12 protein-coding genes are annotated in these 16,278 nt (G+C 61.8%); 2 read left to right on the top strand and 10 right to left on the bottom strand.

Features of this window, described 5'->3' with window-relative positions:
* The first annotated feature begins 287 nt into the window (after positions 1-287).
* On the top strand, positions 288-2,231 hold the full coding sequence (locus HPQ62_RS05030) for a putative bifunctional diguanylate cyclase/phosphodiesterase (protein ID WP_244629547.1): 1,944 nt from the start codon (positions 288-290) through the stop codon (positions 2,229-2,231).
* Positions 2,232-2,330: 99 nt separating this feature from the next.
* On the opposite strand, the gene HPQ62_RS05025 is transcribed toward HPQ62_RS05030, so the two are convergent.
* From HPQ62_RS05025 to HPQ62_RS04995, 7 genes are all read right to left on the bottom strand, one after another.
* Entirely contained in the window at positions 2,331-3,209 is an 879-nt protein-coding gene (locus HPQ62_RS05025) for an SMP-30/gluconolactonase/LRE family protein (RefSeq protein ID WP_174801365.1), read from the bottom strand.
* A gap of 17 nt (positions 3,210-3,226) precedes the next feature.
* Positions 3,227-4,153 carry a 3,5-dioxohexanoate:acetyl-CoA acetone transferase gene (kce, locus tag HPQ62_RS05020; RefSeq protein WP_174801364.1) on the bottom strand — a complete coding sequence of 309 codons (927 nt, stop codon included), beginning with the start codon at positions 4,151-4,153 and terminating at the stop codon, positions 3,227-3,229.
* Between the two features lie 4 nt (positions 4,154-4,157).
* Positions 4,158-5,099: a 3-hydroxyacyl-CoA dehydrogenase gene (locus tag HPQ62_RS05015; RefSeq protein WP_174801363.1), complete on the bottom strand. Its 942-nt coding sequence runs from the start codon at positions 5,097-5,099 to the stop codon at positions 4,158-4,160.
* Positions 5,099-5,893, bottom strand: coding sequence for an SDR family oxidoreductase (locus HPQ62_RS05010; RefSeq protein WP_244629546.1), 795 nt, complete (start codon positions 5,891-5,893; stop codon positions 5,099-5,101). Before HPQ62_RS05010 ends, HPQ62_RS05015 begins: the two co-directional genes overlap by 1 nt.
* A gap of 11 nt (positions 5,894-5,904) precedes the next feature.
* On the bottom strand, positions 5,905-7,962 hold the full coding sequence (locus tag HPQ62_RS05005; RefSeq protein ID WP_174801361.1) for an ABC transporter permease: 2,058 nt from the start codon (positions 7,960-7,962) through the stop codon (positions 5,905-5,907).
* Positions 7,959-9,518, bottom strand: coding sequence for a sugar ABC transporter ATP-binding protein (locus tag HPQ62_RS05000; protein ID WP_174801360.1), 1,560 nt, complete (start codon positions 9,516-9,518; stop codon positions 7,959-7,961). Before HPQ62_RS05000 ends, HPQ62_RS05005 begins: the two co-directional genes overlap by 4 nt.
* A gap of 66 nt (positions 9,519-9,584) precedes the next feature.
* A complete protein-coding gene (locus tag HPQ62_RS04995) occupies positions 9,585-10,691 on the bottom strand; it encodes a sugar ABC transporter substrate-binding protein (RefSeq protein WP_174801359.1) in 1,107 nt (368 codons plus the stop codon).
* Between the two features lie 137 nt (positions 10,692-10,828).
* Between HPQ62_RS04995 and HPQ62_RS04990 the strand changes: the two genes are divergently transcribed.
* Entirely contained in the window at positions 10,829-11,521 is a 693-nt protein-coding gene (locus tag HPQ62_RS04990; protein ID WP_174801358.1) for a GntR family transcriptional regulator, read from the top strand.
* Between the two features lie 655 nt (positions 11,522-12,176).
* Here HPQ62_RS04990 and HPQ62_RS04985 read toward each other — a convergent pair.
* The 3 genes from HPQ62_RS04985 to HPQ62_RS04975 all read right to left on the bottom strand — a co-directional run bounded on the left by HPQ62_RS04985 (position 12,177) and on the right by HPQ62_RS04975 (position 16,266).
* Positions 12,177-13,214, bottom strand: coding sequence for a zinc-dependent alcohol dehydrogenase family protein (locus tag HPQ62_RS04985; protein WP_174801357.1), 1,038 nt, complete (start codon positions 13,212-13,214; stop codon positions 12,177-12,179).
* A gap of 172 nt (positions 13,215-13,386) precedes the next feature.
* On the bottom strand, positions 13,387-13,890 hold the full coding sequence (locus tag HPQ62_RS04980; protein ID WP_174801356.1) for an acetone carboxylase subunit gamma: 504 nt from the start codon (positions 13,888-13,890) through the stop codon (positions 13,387-13,389).
* Positions 13,891-13,956: 66 nt separating this feature from the next.
* The gene (locus HPQ62_RS04975) at positions 13,957-16,266 is read right to left on the bottom strand and encodes a hydantoinase B/oxoprolinase family protein (protein WP_174801355.1); all 2,310 of its coding nucleotides are present in this window, start codon (positions 16,264-16,266) and stop codon (positions 13,957-13,959) included.
* Positions 16,267-16,278 lie beyond the last annotated feature (12 nt).

Genomic DNA, 16,278 nt, shown 5'->3' with positions numbered 1-16,278 from the left:
GCAGAGTGTTATGATGATGGGTCAGAGCGCATCGGCTCTGGGCTATCGCCTGCACATCTGCCAAGCTCATCTGCTTGCAGAACGCGTTTCTGGGGAGGAGCTCAGTTGTAGAATTACTTAAATTGTATATTTAGTATAAGGCCATGGCGTGACGCCGCATAACTTTGACAAACACGTTTGGCAGATACGTTCTAAGACGGGCGTATTATATTTTTGCAGTCGAGCGCCATAGTTCTTCCTGAAAACACTGGACGATTGCGTGGAACTCGATCAGGCGGGACAATGCAATGACGATAAAAAAATACTGGGATATGGCCAGCCAGATTATGACGGTTCGGTCCGATAATCCGGAGCTTCTCCAAGCTCAGTACCAGTCGTTCGCCCGCCAAATGCCCATGATGTACCTGATACTCATTGCCAACACCTGGGCGCTTGCCATCACACATATGGCTGAAGCACCAATCTGGCTGACGATGCTGATACCAGGAGCGTTCACCTTGACTGCTGGCACGCGTATCGTGTTCTGGTGGAACGTTAGGAACACACGACCAAGTCTTGAAGCCGCGCATGCCGCGCTGAAAAAAACCAACCGCATCGCAGCCATTCTGGCTATCACGTTCTCCGCTTGGTCTCTCTCGCTGTTCCCCTATGGCGATCCCTATGCCCAGTCACATATAGCCTTTTATATGGCGATAACGGTCATCTGCTGCATCTTCTGTCTGGCCCATCTGCGGTCCGCCGCATTCCTGGTGACGGGCATCGTCAATGGAACATTTGTGGCCTTCTTTTCGTCTGTTGGGCAGCCCGTCTTTATCGCTATATCTATCAACGTCGCTCTTGTTTGCTTTGTAATGCTGGTCATTCTCATGACAAATTACCGAAACTTTGAGAAAATGATAATCGGGCAACAACAAACGGAAGCACTCAGCAACGAGAACCTGCGTCTGGCAAATCTTGACAGTCTCACCAATCTTCCCAACCGCCGTGCATTTTTTGCGCATTTGCCCGCCAGCATCGAGTCCGCGAAGGAAAGCGGAACACGATTGGCACTTGGTGTGATGGATCTGGACGGATTCAAGCCTGTCAATGATATCTATGGCCATTCGGTTGGAGACAATCTGCTGATCGAAGTAGGGGCAAGATTATCGACACTACCACCCAACTGCCGTTTATACCGTCTTGGCGGAGATGAGTTTGCCATTATTATGATGGAAGCAGCCGAAGACGACATCCTTGTTGTCAATTCCAAAGAGCTGCTGGAGCGTCTGCTTCTTCCGTTTAATTTGCCCGAAGCGACGGTCCAGATATCGGCGTCCATGGGGATTGCCGTTTATCCGGACATCGCTTCGACCACGGAACAACTATTCGACCGCGCAGATTACGCGCTTTATTATGCAAAACGGAATAGGCGAGGCGCAGCCGTCCTGTTCAGTGCAGAGCACGAAAGTCGGCTCAACGATGACTCGCGCATCGAACAAGCGCTCAAGCTGGCAAATCTTGAAGATGAACTCTCTGTGGTCTTCCAGCCCATCATTAATATTCGAACGCAACGGGTATTGGGGTTTGAAGCATTGGCTCGCTGGACGAACCCGATACTGGGTCAGATTTCTCCAGCCCTGTTCTTTCCTATTGCAGAGCGCGCTGGCCTCAGCGGCTTCCTAACAAAGCATTTGCTGCGACATGCACTGGCGGTCGCAAGAAATTGGCACAATGATATTCGTCTTTCCTTCAATCTATCCGTGCACGATTTGAATTCTCATGATGGCGTCCTTGCATTGGTGGGCATCATCGAGGGCAGCGGCTTCGATGCGCGCCGCCTGGATCTGGAAATCACAGAAACGGCCTTTATGCACGACTTCGAGCAGATGGAACGGTCGATTGAGATGCTCAACCTACTCGGCTGCGGCATCTCGCTTGACGATTTTGGTACTGGTTATTCCAGCCTTTCACGACTGCATTCCTTGCCGCTTTCCGCAATCAAAATTGACCGGAGCTTCGTAACTGATCTTCACAAGAAACCCGCCAGCTACAAGATCGTCAAATCGCTTCTGGCGCTCGGGCACGATATGGAACTGGATTGCATTATTGAAGGTGTTGAGACCAAGGAAGAGTTGGCTGCACTGGAGAAGCTCGGCGGCACAATCATCCAAGGCTTTGTATTCTCGCCCCCGATTTCGGAACAAGACGTCGAGGGCTTTCTATCCGGTCATCCTCCCGTTTTTAAAGGGTGAATAGTCCCGAGTTTCGTAGATACCCTCGATCTGGATCTTGTGCTGCCGTTCGAGCGCGACGGGCGACAGCATGCCTTTGCGGGCGCGTTTGCGCCGCCGTCAACCGCCGAAGCGTGGTTCGGGAAGTCCCTTGATCCCGAGCCCCGTGATCGCGAAAAGGCTGCCGCGAAGAACGCCGTCGCCGGGAAAGCGCGGCAGCGGGGGCTTGGCCATCGAGGTGACATAGAGCACATCGAGGTTCGGCCCGCCGAACTGCACGCTGGTTACCTTCTTCACCGGCATTTCGATCTCGCGGTCGAGCGTGCCGTCGGGGGCGTAACGGCAGAGCCGCCCGTCATAGACCAGTGCCAGCCAGTAATAGCCTTCGGCATCGACGGTTGCGCCATCCGCCGCGCCGCCGTTTGCGGTGTCGACCTTTGTGAAGGTCCGGCGGTTGGAAACGGCGCCGGTCTCGATGTCGTAGTCATAGGCCCAGACCTCGCCGGTCCAGGTGTCGGTGAAGTAGAAGGTCCTGTCGTCCGGTGAAAAGCACGGACCGTTCGAGCAGATGATGCCGTCATCGACCTTGGTGACGCTCAGATCGGGATCGACCCGGTAGAGCGCGCCTTTCGGGCCTTCCTCCATCATGTCCATCGACCCGGCGAAGAACCGACCGCGACGGTCGCACTTGCCGTCGTTGAGGCGGGTGGTGTCCATCCCCGGCTCGGGATCATGCAGCAACTGGCAGTCGCCGCTTTCGAAATCCAGCAGGTGGAAGCCCTTGTCCAGCGACACGATCGCGCCCGCGCCGTCCTTGCGAAGCGCCATGGAACCGATCTTGCCGGGCACGTCCCAGGCGCGCAGCTCGGCACCTTCGGCCGTGCAGCGGAACACCCGCCCGTCCATCGAGTCGATGAAATAGAGCCGCTGGCTCTCCACATCCCAGACCGGGCCTTCGCCCAGCGTGGTCTTCACGTCCAGCAGAATGTCGATCTTCATAACCGTCTTCCTCCCTGTCAGAAATTCACGGCGTCGCCGCCCTTCAGCGCCAGCATTGCGCGGGCCTCGTCCGGGGTGGCGATCTCGAGCCCGAGCCCTTCGACCAGCGCGCGCGCCTTTTCGACCTGCTGGGCATTGCTCTCCGCCAGCTTGCCGCGCGCGATCCAGATGCTGTCCTCCAGTCCGACGCGGATGTTCCCGCCCATACTGACCGCCTGGGCGGCGATGCGGAACTGGTCCTTGCCCGCGCCCAGCACCGACCAGCGGAAATCGCTGCCGAACAGCCGGTCGGCGGTGCGCTTCATGTGCATCACGTCTTCGGGGTGGGTGCCGATGCCGCCCAGAAGCCCGAAGACCGATTGCACGAAGAATGGCGGCTTCACCAGCCCGCGATCTGCGAAATGGGCGAGGTTGTAGAGATGCGAGATGTCGTAGCACTCGAATTCGAACCGCGTGCCGTTGCCGTAGCAGGTCTCCAGCACATATTCGATGTCCTTGAACGAGTTGCGGAACACCAGGTCGCGCGAGCCTTCCAGGTGCTCGCGTTCCCATTCATGCTTGAATTCCTTGTACTTCGCCAACAGCGGGAAGAACCCGAAATTCATCGACCCCATATTGAGCGAGGCGACCTCTGGCGACCACTGCGCCGCCGGTTTGGTGCGCTCGTCCACGGTCATGTAGGGCGAGCCGCCGGTGGTGATGTTCACCACCGCATTAGTCGACTGCTTGATGCGGCCGAGGAAGGGGGCGAAGGCTTCCGGCGACTGGTCGGGCTTGCCCGTCTTGGGGTCGCGCGCGTGCAGGTGCAGGATCGCGGCCCCGGCCTCGGCGGCGCCGATCGCGGCCTCGGCAATCTCGTCGGGGGTAATGGGCAGGTATTCCGACATGGTCGGCGTGTGGATCGCGCCTGTTACGGCGCAGGTGATAATCACTTTGTCAGGCATTGTCTCAGTCTCCGATTTCGTTTGCGGCGTGCCGCTTGTGGGCGGCAAGCGCCATGAGCCGCCGGTCACGCCAGGCTTGCCGGTCGGCGATGTCTTCTGCTGGGAGCGCGGCGCGGCGCTCCGACTCGATGCGATCCAGCGCGGCACCGCGCCAGTCGGCGGCGGCCTGCCCGGAAAGGCCGTCATAGATGCCCGCGTAGCGTTCGACATATTGCCGCACGCCCTCGGGAGCGTTGAGGTCAATGGTCTCGAACGGTCCGATGAAGGACCAGCGGAGCGCAAGCCCCTCGCTGAGGCCGATATCGATGTCCCCGGCGCTGGCATAGCCGTCTGCAACCAGCCGGAACGCCTCGTGCAGCAGCGCGCCCTGCATCCGGTTCATGATGAAGCCGTCGATCTCCCTGTTCATGACTATGGGGCGCATTCCCGCCGCCCGCAGCATGGTGGCGGTGCGGTCCATCAGGGCGGGATCTGTCCAGGGCGCCGGCACAAGTTCGGCCGCCGGGACCAGATAGGCGGGGTTGATCGGGTGGTTCACCATCACCCGGTGACGTCCGGCCAGTCCCTCTGAGATCGCCGAGGGCAGAAGGGCGGAAGAAGACGAGGCCAGAACCGTTTCCGGCCCCGCGATCGCGTCGAGCCGCGCGAAGATGGCGCGCTTCACGCCGATCTCCTCGAACGTGCTTTCCTGCACGTGCTCCGCCCCGTCCAGCGCCTCTTCGAGCGTGGCGACGGGTCGGATGCGTGCAAGCGCCTCCTCGGCGGTGCAATCGATGAGGCCGAGCCGTTCCAGCTCGGGCAGCATCTTGGTGGCGAAGGCCCGGGCTGCACGAGGCGCTTCGGGTTTTTCGTCCCAGAGCCGCACCTCGTGGCCAGCGCGGGCGAAGACGATGGACCAGGCGCGGCCGATCAGGCCGGCGCCGACGCAGGCGATAGGGGCAGTCATCACAGCGTCTCCACGTTGCCGTCGACGGGGAAGCTCTGCCCCGAAAGGTTGCGCCCGGTATCGGCAATCAGGAAGGCGGCCATGTCGGCGACATCGTCCGGCGGGGTCATGCGCCGAAGAGAGACGTTGGACAGGTAACGCTCTGTCATCGCCTCGTGGCTGAGGCCGGTCTGCTCGGCGCGGGCGGCGATCACCTTTTCGATGCGCGGCCCGGCGATGATGCCCGGCAGGATGGCATTGGCCCGGATATTGTCGGGCCCAAGCTCCTTGGCAAGACTCTGAGTGAAGCCGACGACGCCCCACTTTGCCGAGGCATAGGGGGTGCGGAAGGCGTAGCCGAACCTGCCGGCCGACGACGACATGTTGACGATCGCTCCGCCGCCGGCCGCGCGCAGCATCGGCACGGCATGATGGGTGCACAGAAACTGCCCGGTCAGGCAGATATCGATGCAGCGTCGCCAGTCGGCGGGCGATATCGCGTCGACGCCGCCGGTCGGGCCGGCGATGCCGGCATTGTTCACCAGCGCATCCAGCCCGCCCATGCCTGTCTCGATGGCCTTGAAGAAGGCCGCGACCTGGGTCTCGTCCGAGACGTCGGCGAGCATCGCGACCTCTGCGCCGAGTTCGGCGGAGGCAGTTTCCAGCGCGGTTGGGTCGACGTCGCAGATCGCCAGCCGGGCGCCCTGGCGGGCCAGTTCGCGCGCGATGCAAAGGCCGATGCCGCCCGCGCCGGCGGTAATGGCGACGCGTTTTCCGGCGAGGCCTGGGAGGATCATACGGGGGGTATCGTTCATGGCAATCTCCTTCATTCGCGCAGGGCGATCACGGCCATCAGGATGACGAGGCCGAAGAATACGGATCGGAAAGCAAAGGGCAGGGCGGTGCCCGCGAGCAGGGTCTGCATCGCGGTCAGCAGCAGCGCGCCGCCCAGCATGCCAGCGTAATGCCCGCGCCCGCCGGTGATCAGCGCGCCGCCGACCACCACCACGGCGATCGAGGGCAGCAGATAGTCGTCGCCCATGCCGAGGCTCGCCTGTCCGGAGAACCCGGCGAGCAACACGCCCACCAACGCGGCGCAGAGCGCTGACAGGATATAGACCGAGACGATCACCCGCCCGGTGCGCACCCCCGACAGGCGCGCGGCGAGCGCGCTGTTGCCGACGGCATAGACGCGGCGGCCGAAGACGGTGCGGCCCAGAAGCAGGATCGCGAGGGCGGCAAAGGCGATCATGAACAGGATGACCGGGGTCACGCCGAGGATCTTGCCGGTCATGAGCCAGCGCAGCGCGGGCGGCGCAAAGCCCGCCGGCGTGCCGCCGGACCAAATCAGCGCTGCACCCTGCAGGATGCCGTTCATCGCCAGCGTCACCACGATCGGCGATAGCCCCAAAGCGACCACGCCGAGCCCGTTCGCAAGCCCGATCAGCGCGGCCACGGCGAACACCACCGGCAGCGCGACCAGAAGACCCGCGTCCTGGCCTCCGACCAGTCCGGTCATCAGCACGCCCGAAAGCGCGATGCACCAGGGCAGCGACAGGTCTAGCCCGCCGGTCAGGATCACCGCGCCCTGTCCCAACGCGAGGATAGCGAGGAAGCTAGAGAGCACCAGCAGCGAATCCCAGTAGCGCCATCCGGTGAATACGCCGCCGAGCACCAGTTGCGTCGCGATCAGCACCAGCACAAGGCAGAGCCAGGCCGGAAGCGCATGACGCAGCGTCGCGCCATAACGCTGCATGAGGCTCAGCTTCGGCGCGGTTCCGGATGGCTGTGTGAAGGCAAGTCTGCGGTCGGCCTTCGGGCGTTGCGACACCAGCCAGCCCTTGCGGCGGGCGGCAAGCGCGTCCTTCAACTCACGCAAGCGCTGCGAAAGCGGGCTGTTCTTGCTCAGCGAACCTGCCAGCACCGCAACCAGCAGCACGGCGCTTTCGGCGATGGTCGCGTAATAGGCCGAGACGTTGAGCGACAGCAGCAGGTTGACCACGATCATCAGGATATAGGCTCCGAGGATCGTGCCGGGAATGCCGCCCTTGCCGCCGCCGAGCCGGGTGCCGCCGATGACGACGGCGGCGAAGGTCGGCAGCAGCAACGCGTTGCCCACCAGCGGATCGCCACTGCCGGTCTGGGCGCTGACGAAGACCCCGGCCAGTCCGTAGAGACCGCCTGCAAGCATGTAGGTGACGAAGGTGACGGTGCGGGTCCTGAGGCCGGTCGCCCGGGCCGCCTCGGGATCGCTGCCGACCGCGAAGAGCGCCACGCCGAACGCCGTGCGCTTCAGCCAGAGCCATGCCAGGATCAGCACGCCGAGCAGGGTCAGCGGCGCTGGCAGCAGTCCCGGCAGCGTGTCGCCGAGATAGAATGATGCCAGCGACGGCGAGACGAAGCCGCCGGGCGTCGCCATGATCAGCAGCGTCAGCCCCTGAACGATGAACATGACCGCGAGCGTCACCACTATCGGCTGAAGCCGCATCACCGCGACGAAAAAACCATTTACCGCGCCGACGCCCATGCCGGTTGCGATCCCGACGGCGGTCCACAGCAGCACGGAAGCCTCGGCGTTCGCCGGGTCCATGGAGGTCGCCAGAACCGCATTGACCAGCGAAACCACGGCGCCGGCTGACAGGTCGAACCCACCGGAAAGGATCACCAGTGTCTGACCGGCAGCAGCGATGGCGGTGGTTGCCCCGCCGCTTGCAAGGAAGGAAATGTCGAAATAGCTCAGCGGATAGGGGCTCAGAAAGCTGTTCAGCAGCATCAACCCGGAAAAGACAAGTGCTGCGACGATGACCGCCTGGGCGCGCTTCAGGCTGCGCAGGCCCGAAAGAGTGGCGGTATGGGGGGTAGAGCCAAGGTGCTGATCAGTCATGCCGGGATCTCCTGGCGGGCGCTGGGGTTAGCGGCGTGCAGCGGATCGCAGCCCCCGAGCGTTGCTTCCATGATGGCGTTCTCGGTCAGGGCTTCGCCTTCGAGCCAGCGGCTCACGCGGCCCTCGTAAAGCACCCCGACCCGGTCACAGAGATGCGCCAGTTCGGGAATTTCGGTCGAATGCATGAGTACAGAGCCGCCGGCGTCGGAATAGGCGCGCAGCAATGCGTAGAGCTGTTCCTTGGTGCCCACGTCTATGCCCCGCGTCGGATCGAAGAGGAGCAGGATGCGGCTTTGCGCCACCAGCCATTTCGCCAGCACGATCTTCTGCTGGTTGCCGCCCGAAAAAGCGCCGGCGGGCAGATAATGCGCCCGCCCGTCAACCTCGACGGCGGCAAAGGCCCCGGCAGCAGCACGCGCCTCGGCGGCTTCATCCAGCAGCGGGCCACGGCTGAACCGGTCCAACACCGGCAGGCTGGCATTCTGCCGCCCCGGCAGCTTGAGGAACAGACCTTGGGTCTTGCGTTCTTCGGGCACAAGCCCGATCGCGACGGAGGGATGCAGAGCATCGGCGGGCGAGCGCAGGTGCAGCGGGCTGCCGTCCAGCTCGACATGGCCATTTGAGAGGTGTGCCTGTCCGAAAAGCGCGGAAAACAGCGCTTCCTGACCCATGCCCTGCAATCCGGCAATGCCTAGGATCTCGCCCCGGTGAAGCGCAATGTCGACATCCTTGAGCTTGGGCCCGGCGGACAGGCCGCGTGTTGCCAACACCGGCGTTTCGCCGTGCCGGTCGCGCGAGGGGCGTGGCGGTGGGAAGGCGTTTTCGACCGAGCGGCCGATGATCATTTCGACCACCTCGGCATCGGTGACATCGGCGACCTTTGCCGAATGCACCGAGCGCCCGTTGCGCAGGATCGTCAGCGTGTCGCAAAAGGCGCGCACTTCTGGCATGCGGTGCGATATGAACAGCACCGTGATGCCACGCGCCGCCGCATCGGCGATGATGCGCCCGAGCCAGTCGACATCGCTGCCCGACAGGGCCGAGGTCGGCTCGTCCAGCAACAGGATCCGGGGATTGCGATAGAGCGCCCGGGCGATTTCGATCTTCTGGCGGACCGCGAGCGTCAGTTCGCCGGCGAGCGCGTCAAGATCGACGGAAAGGTCGAGCGCTTCGAAATGGGCGCATACGGCGCGGCGGGTGCGGCCGCGGTTCAGCGTGCCGAGCGGCGTCCAGGGCGCGCGTGGCAGAAGCATGTTGTCGAGCACCGTCAGATCGGGCACCAGGGTCAGCTCCTGGAAGGCGGTCTGTACGCCGGCCGCATGGGCATCGCGCGGCGAACGCAGAACGACATCCCGTCCGTCGATGCGGATGCTGCCGGCATCTGGCCGCACGAGACCCGACAGCAGCTTCATTGTGGTCGACTTGCCCGCGCCGTTTTCGCCCAGCAATGCGTGGACTTTGCCCGGGGCAACGGAAAATTCGACCTGGTCATTGGCCACGGTCGGTCCGTAGGCCTTGGTCAGGCCGGAGACCGCGACAGCGGTTGCGGATGACATGGCGTCCTCGCGAATACTTGGGAAGAGGGGACCGGCGGCAGGCTGCCGCCGGATCGGGGCAGGGGATCAGCGCTCGGGCTGGCCCACCAGGGCAGCGTTCAAGCCGAGCTGCGGCAGTTCTTCCGAGAAGATCGAGGCAAACCAGCCGGGGTTCGACACCAGGCTTGGCTGGAACACGTTGCAGCCGGCCTTCTGTTCTTCCCAGCTCCCGGTTTCGCACAGCTCGACCGTTTCGTTGGTAACCAACGGCAGCGGCAGGGTGGTGTGCTGCGGAATATCGGTTCCATCGAGTTTGTCGACGGCCAGCTTCAGCGCCAGCGCGCCGGAATATGGCGGAGAAGCATAGGAAATTCGTTGCGCGCCCATTGGCGCATAGGGGGATGCGGCGCCATCGACCGCAGTATCGGTGGGCAACATCTGGATGCGGCCGCCGTTCGAGCCTTCGCCGGCGCAGGGCAGCAGATCCTCGGGCGCCTGCCCCGCCTCGAGCTGCATGGCATTGGCGGTATAGCAGCCAACTTGCATCCACAGACCGTCGATCGCGGACCAGTCGCGGGTCGCCATCAGCTTGTTGAGCTCGGTCCTTGCCACCGCCTGGCTCCACATGCCTACGGCTTCGCCGACGATGTTGATGCCCTCATGCTCGGCGAAGACTTCCTTCGCGGCCGTGGTGCGGGCGGTGTCAACCGAGGTTCCGGGCACGCCCGTTACCATGACGACATCGCCCATGCCGCCCATCTTTTCGACCAGCCATTCGGCGGTCTTACGGCCCGCTTCGGCCTGATCGATGGTGACGTTGTAGGCGCAGGGCTCGGTGATTTCAGCATCGTAGGCGATGATCGTCACGCCGCGCGAGCAGGCGCTGCGGACCACGCTGTTCAGCGCCGTGGGCGAGATCGGGTAGACCACGATCGCATCCGCGCCCGCCTGCACCATGGCATTGATCTGCTGGATCTGGCGCTGGGCATTGGGGCCGGCGACCTGCACCTCAAGGTTCACGCGATCCTTGTAGTCTTCCGATGCGGCCAGCGCCTTGATCATGTTCGAGGCTTCGGCCTGCCAGTCATTGCCGATGTAGCTCATCGAAAGAAAGACTTTGTAGGGCTCGGCGGCCTGTACTGCTCCGGCAAGGCCGATGGCGCAGGCAGCGCCCGCAAGTAAACGTCCAATCATGATTTCCTCCCGTTAAAGGCGACTCTCCCGATCGCCCGACAGAACTCAAGATTAAATATCTTTGATCAAAAGTCAAAACATCTTTCTCTTTGACCAGAAATTTCGTACCTTCCCCCTTCAGGACAAAGGGATTCACCATGCTCGAAAATGTAACGCCGTTGAAGAAGGAGACGCTTCAGGCTCTTGTGCACCAGCGCCTGTGCGACCTGATCCTCCAGGGCGAGATCGCGCCAGGAGAATCGGTCACCGTGGCGAGCATCGCCACAGCGCTGGATGTAAGTCCGATGCCCGTTCGCGAGGCGATTTCCCGGCTGATGGCGCTGGGCGCGCTGACGGTCGTTTCGGGCCGGTCGATCGGGGTGCCGCTGCTTGGCGCGGCGCAGCTCGAGGATTTGCGCAAGGTCCGTTCCGAGATCGAGGCCTCGGCTGTCACCTGGGCTGTGGCGAATCGGACGCCGGCGTTCGAGGCGAAACTCGAGGCCCTTTTGCAACGCATGGAAGATGCGGAAGCCCAGGGGCAGGTGCGTGATTTCATCCACCGCAACTACGAATTCCATTTCGCGATCTACACGCAGGCGGGCTCCGCGCTCATGCTTGATATCATCGCCACGCTCTGGCTCCGCATCAATCCGCAGTTCCACTTGCTGCAACGCCATGGTCACTACAAGGCGTCGAACCGGCAGCACCGCGCTCTGTATGAGCGAATCTGCGCGGGCGATGCGGGGGGCGCGGTCTCCGCCCTGCGGGAGGACATCGACAGCGCGTATGAAGTGCTCCTCAAAACGCTGAAAGAGCGCGGGCCGCGATCCGATCACACTCTGGCGCGTTAGTTCTCGGGCACATGTTGCTTGACCCGAAAGCGGCCGAGCCGATGCCTGTTCAAAGGCGACGGTCGCACCGCTTGTGAACATTGGAAAGCAGGTCGACCAGTTTCCGGAACACGCCAGGATCGACCGGACCTTCACGCGCTCGCTGAAACTTCGACGATCGATACTGCCAAGAGACGTTTGCGCCATGCGAGGAATGCGTGGCGACACGATGCATTCCAGCGACCGGGAAGCATGCCGTCATTCGACAGCGCTATCCACGACGGACGCTATCTTCGAGCAACATGTCCCGTCAATATTTCTGCCCGTCAAGCGCGTGGCTTTGCGATGCTTCAAGGGTGAGGCGTTTGGCATTCAAAGTGGTCAGGGTGGCTCTCATAAAGAGCCGAAGGCGGTGTTTCAAAACTCGCAACTTTTGCCGGCCACTTCACTGATGCTTTCGGGAGCATCAAGGCATAAAAACGGGATCAGGATTACAATTAGCCGACCGCAAAACCGGAGTTCAACGGTCGCTCGTCGCGATGACAATCCATGCGTGCTTGTGAGGCATGGCGGATACAATCTTGCTCTCCGCCAGAGACCCATGAACATAATGGTTTGATGTCCTCAGTATCCGGCGGAGAATGCCTTGCGTATCAAGCGTGGGCTGCAGGGGCGGTCAGGCGTTGAGGATGACTTTCATCGCCTTTTCGCGCGCGGCATTGCCGAACACCTCATAGGCATCGATGATCTTGTCGAGCGCGAAACGGTGGGTCACCAGCTTGCCCGGATCGACCTTGCCGGCGCTCAGCGTCTTGAGCAGCATCGGGGTGGTATTGGTGCTGACCAGACCCATCGAGATATTGATGTTCTTGATCCACAGCTCCTCGATATGCAGCTCCACCGGGGTGCCATGGACGCCGACATTGGCGACATTGCCGCCCGCCGACACGATCTTCTGGCAAATGTCGAAGGTTGCGGGCACACCGACCGCCTCGATCGCGACATCGACGCCGAGACCGTCAGTCATCGCCATGATCTTCTCGACCGCATCCTCGGACCCGACATGAACGGTGTCAGTCGCGCCGAACTGCTTTGCGAGTTCAAGACGTGACGGGTCCATGTCGACCATGATGATCCGTCCCGGTGAATAGAACTGCGCCGTCAACAGAACCGACATGCCCACGGGACCCGCGCCGACGATCGCGATCGTATCGCCCGGTTTCACGTGGCCATACTGCACGCCGATCTCAAGACCGGTCGGCATGATGTCGGAGAGCATCACCAGCGCTTCTTCGTCGGCGCCCTCTGGGATCGGGTAGAGCGAGTTGTCGCCATGGGGAATGCGGACATATTCGGCCTGGGTGCCATCGATCAGATGACCCAGAATCCACCCGCCATCCGAGCAATGGGCGTAAAGCTGGCGCTTGCAATTGGCGCATTTGCCGCAGGAGGTCACGCAGGAAATCAGCACCGGATCGCCGGGCTTGAAGTTGACCACGGCATTGCCGACTTCCTCGACAATGCCGACGCCTTCATGCCCGAGCGTCCGGCCCGGCGTCACCGCCGGCACATCGCCCTTGAGGATGTGAAGATCGGTGCCGCAAATGGTCGTCTTGGTGATCTTGACGATGACATCGGTGGGCTTCTGGATGCCCGGCTTTTCCTTTTCGACCCAGTCGTTTTCTCCAGGTCCGTTATAAACGAGTGCTTTCATCGAAACGCCTCCCTTGTTTTCTAACGGCTGCAAAGCAACCTTCTGAAGGAAGTGTACTCCTCAAAAACCGGCTGAATGTGTCCGAATCTCGGACAGCTTCTCGAAAGGGAAGCGACAAAACGCCGCGCGGAGATGGTTGCGCGGCGTCCTGTTGACGGTCTGAGTTCCGCGATCAGGCCGCGCGTTCCGGCACCTCGAGCCCCAGCCATTCAGTGTAGAAGGCATCGATATCCGGCTCGAAGTCATGGATCACCGGATACCAGGGCGTCGGCGCCTCGACATCCAGCAGGTCGCCCGATTTCGGGCAGTAATATTCGCGGATCACCTGCCAGTTCGACGAGGGCGCCATCAGCCGGGGATAGAGTTCCTCCATCTCGGCGGCCGTTTCGCGCACCCGCATTACGGCATGGAGTTTCCAGTTCTCGCGCCAGTCGCAGAACTCGTGCCCGGCCTCGGATTTGACCACCCATTTCTTGTCCGAGGGGCGCTGCACGATGTAGAGCTTCGGTCCCAGCGGCAGGATGATCCTGTCCTCCCATGGCACCTGTTCCTGCAGGATCTCGATATATTTGACGAAACGGTCGGCATCCTTGGGCGTCGAGAGCATCGTCTGGAGCGTGTCGCGGTCGATCTTGCCATCGACGAGGTCTTTGATCTTTGCCTTGGTGTAAGCCATTGTCTTTCTCCTGAATAAAAAGGGGCGCCGCGCAGAATGGCGGTTTTTTCGCGGCGCCCGGTGGGATCACTCCTCGACGAACTGAACGGTCTTCACATCCGGCAGATCGGAAAGGTCCATCGAATACTCGCGGCCATAGGACGGGATCGGAAGATCCGCCTCCTTCAGCTGCCAGTCGTCGGGCAGGTCCCAGAACTTGCGGAAACCTTCCTCCCATTTCGGGCCGAGCTTGAAGCTTGCCGCGAACATCTGCTGGACATGGGTGCCGGCATCCTTTGCGAGAATCCGCTCGCGCTCCTTCGCCATCCATTCGCGGGTCGGCTGGGCCTTTTCGAGACGCTCCTTGCGGATCTTCGTGCGCAGGGCCTTGGAGCCAGCCTCGTCGGCCGTGAACAGGCCGTCAGCGCCTTTCTTCAGGACGACGCCATAGACCGTTTCGGCGAAACGTTCGATCAGATATCCGCCGTTCACGTCGGTTGCCACGGACTGCGGCTCGCGATCCAGCGGATCGCCGAAGCCCGGCCCGCCGCGCATGTAGTTGAGATAAAGGTCGTAATCCTTGAACATCTCCTCTGTGGTGATCGCCTGCTTGTCGCGCTTGATGCCCTCGGCATTCACCAGCGCGTCGAAGGTCGGGTTTTCGGGGTCGGTATCGCCGCCGAAGGGGATCGGGTCGCCATTGGCGATCTTTTCCTTCAACCCGGTATCATGGGCTGCGAAGCGATAGCCGGAGGCTGCCGGATAACCGCCCATCAGACCCCAGTCGGAGCTGATATGGCCGTTGCCCATGAAGAACATCGTCCAGTCCTTGGCGTTCCAGACCATGCGCAGCGATTCAAAGCCGCAGCCGCCGCGATACTTGCCTGCACCGCCCGACGACGCCTTGATCTGGCGTCCGAGATAGACCAGCGGTTCCGCCAGCTCCCAGATCTCCATGTCGCCCATGTCGCCTTCCGGGTTCCAGATCGCGGCGGCATGGCTGATGCCGTCGGCGATTGCGGAAGCGCCGACCCCGTTGGCCGCGCATTCGAACGAGTTCACCGCATGGATCTCGTCATACTGGTTGAACCCGCCGCCCTGCAGCCAGTTCGAGGTGTTGGCGTTGCCGGCATTGACCTCTTCCAGATATCCGCGCCCGAAATAGGACCGCGACAGGCCGCGCCACAGCGCCGTCCACGAACTGACGAGGAAGTGCCAGCTATAGGCAAACGCCACGCGCCGGTCGTTCGGGTTCATCCAGGTGCCTTTCGGCAAACGGAATTCCGTGCCGTAGGCCGCCCCGTCATTGATCATCTCGGTCGGGATCAGCGTCTGGGTCATCATCACCCAGATGCCGGAGGTGAAGCTGACGGAATGGGCATTATAGGTATGCCAGCCCCAGCGGCTCGAGCCCTCGAAATCGAGACGCCACGTGCCATTCGGCCGGATCGTCATTTCCGACGGCGTGTGCATGATGGTGTCGACCTTGGCAAAGTCCGACGGCACGCGCACATCTTCATGGTTGTAGGGCACGTCGACGAAGCCGACCTGGCGATAGACCCCCGGAATGGTCATCGCCTTGATGCGGTTCTGCAGGCCCACGCGGCCATGCTCGACCGATTCATAGGCGAACTTCCAGTAGGCATCGATCCCTTCTTCGGCGATCACCTCCTCGACCAGCTTGCGGATCATGTGGCAGCCGGCGACGCGGGTGCGTTCATCCAGCATCCAGTAGCGGGTGGTGCGCACCGCGCGCTGGCTTTCATGGAGCCAGTCGCGCTTCAGTTCGTCATTCTCGCCGATCTTGCGGCAGGTGATGGAGTAGCCATCGCCGAAGCGCTGGACCTGACCGGTGGTCATGGAGCCCGGACCGACAGCACCGGTATCGATCACGTGGGTCACGCCGCCGACCCAGCCGATCAACTCGCCCTTGTGGAAGATCGGAACGATCGTATGTATATCGCAGGGGTGCACGTTCCCGATGAGGGAATCATTGTTGCAGAAGATATCCTTGTCCTTGACGCCGGGATTGCCCTCCCAGTCGTTCTCGATCATGTATTTGATCGCCGCGCCCATGGTGCCGACATGGATGATGATCCCCGTCGATGTCAGGATCGCGTCGCCAGCCGCATTGTAGAGGGTGAAGCAAAGCTCGCCTTCCTGCTCCACGATCGGGCTTGCGGCGATCTTCTTCGCGGTTTCGCGGGCATCCACGACGCCGGCACGCAGGCGCGAGAACAGCTTGTTGTAGAGGATCGGACTTTCCTTGTGCAGCGTCCGCTCCGTGAGGCCCGCATAGTGGCCCGTTCTCTTGGTTTTTTCCATGATCTCGTCGCGGTGCTGTTTCAGCGTCTGGCCGCCACGCACGATGCCGCGGATATCGGTTTGTACATTCATGATGTTTCTCCT

It is taken from the genome of Martelella limonii (assembly GCF_013344475.1).
In the GTDB taxonomy this organism is placed as follows: domain Bacteria; phylum Pseudomonadota; class Alphaproteobacteria; order Rhizobiales; family Rhizobiaceae; genus Martelella; species Martelella limonii.
Note: the sequence above shows the minus strand (reverse complement) of the source record. Positions and strands in the feature narration are given on the sequence as shown.

Excerpts from the sequence above, each read along its gene's own strand:
- HPQ62_RS05030 (WP_244629547.1), top strand. The coding sequence starts at position 288 with ATGACGATAAAAAAATACTGGGATATGGCCAGCCAGATTATGACGGTT.
- HPQ62_RS05025 (WP_174801365.1), bottom strand. The coding sequence starts at position 3,209 with ATGAAGATCGACATTCTGCTGGACGTGAAGACCACGCTGGGCGAAGGC.
- kce (WP_174801364.1), bottom strand. The coding sequence starts at position 4,153 with ATGCCTGACAAAGTGATTATCACCTGCGCCGTAACAGGCGCGATCCAC.
- HPQ62_RS05015 (WP_174801363.1), bottom strand. The coding sequence starts at position 5,099 with ATGACTGCCCCTATCGCCTGCGTCGGCGCCGGCCTGATCGGCCGCGCC.
- HPQ62_RS05010 (WP_244629546.1), bottom strand. The coding sequence starts at position 5,893 with ATGAACGATACCCCCCGTATGATCCTCCCAGGCCTCGCCGGAAAACGC.
- HPQ62_RS05005 (WP_174801361.1), bottom strand. The coding sequence starts at position 7,962 with ATGACTGATCAGCACCTTGGCTCTACCCCCCATACCGCCACTCTTTCG.
- HPQ62_RS05000 (WP_174801360.1), bottom strand. The coding sequence starts at position 9,518 with ATGTCATCCGCAACCGCTGTCGCGGTCTCCGGCCTGACCAAGGCCTAC.
- HPQ62_RS04995 (WP_174801359.1), bottom strand. The coding sequence starts at position 10,691 with ATGATTGGACGTTTACTTGCGGGCGCTGCCTGCGCCATCGGCCTTGCC.
- HPQ62_RS04990 (WP_174801358.1), top strand. The coding sequence starts at position 10,829 with ATGCTCGAAAATGTAACGCCGTTGAAGAAGGAGACGCTTCAGGCTCTT.
- HPQ62_RS04985 (WP_174801357.1), bottom strand. The coding sequence starts at position 13,214 with ATGAAAGCACTCGTTTATAACGGACCTGGAGAAAACGACTGGGTCGAA.
- HPQ62_RS04980 (WP_174801356.1), bottom strand. The coding sequence starts at position 13,890 with ATGGCTTACACCAAGGCAAAGATCAAAGACCTCGTCGATGGCAAGATC.
- HPQ62_RS04975 (WP_174801355.1), bottom strand. The coding sequence starts at position 16,266 with ATGAATGTACAAACCGATATCCGCGGCATCGTGCGTGGCGGCCAGACG.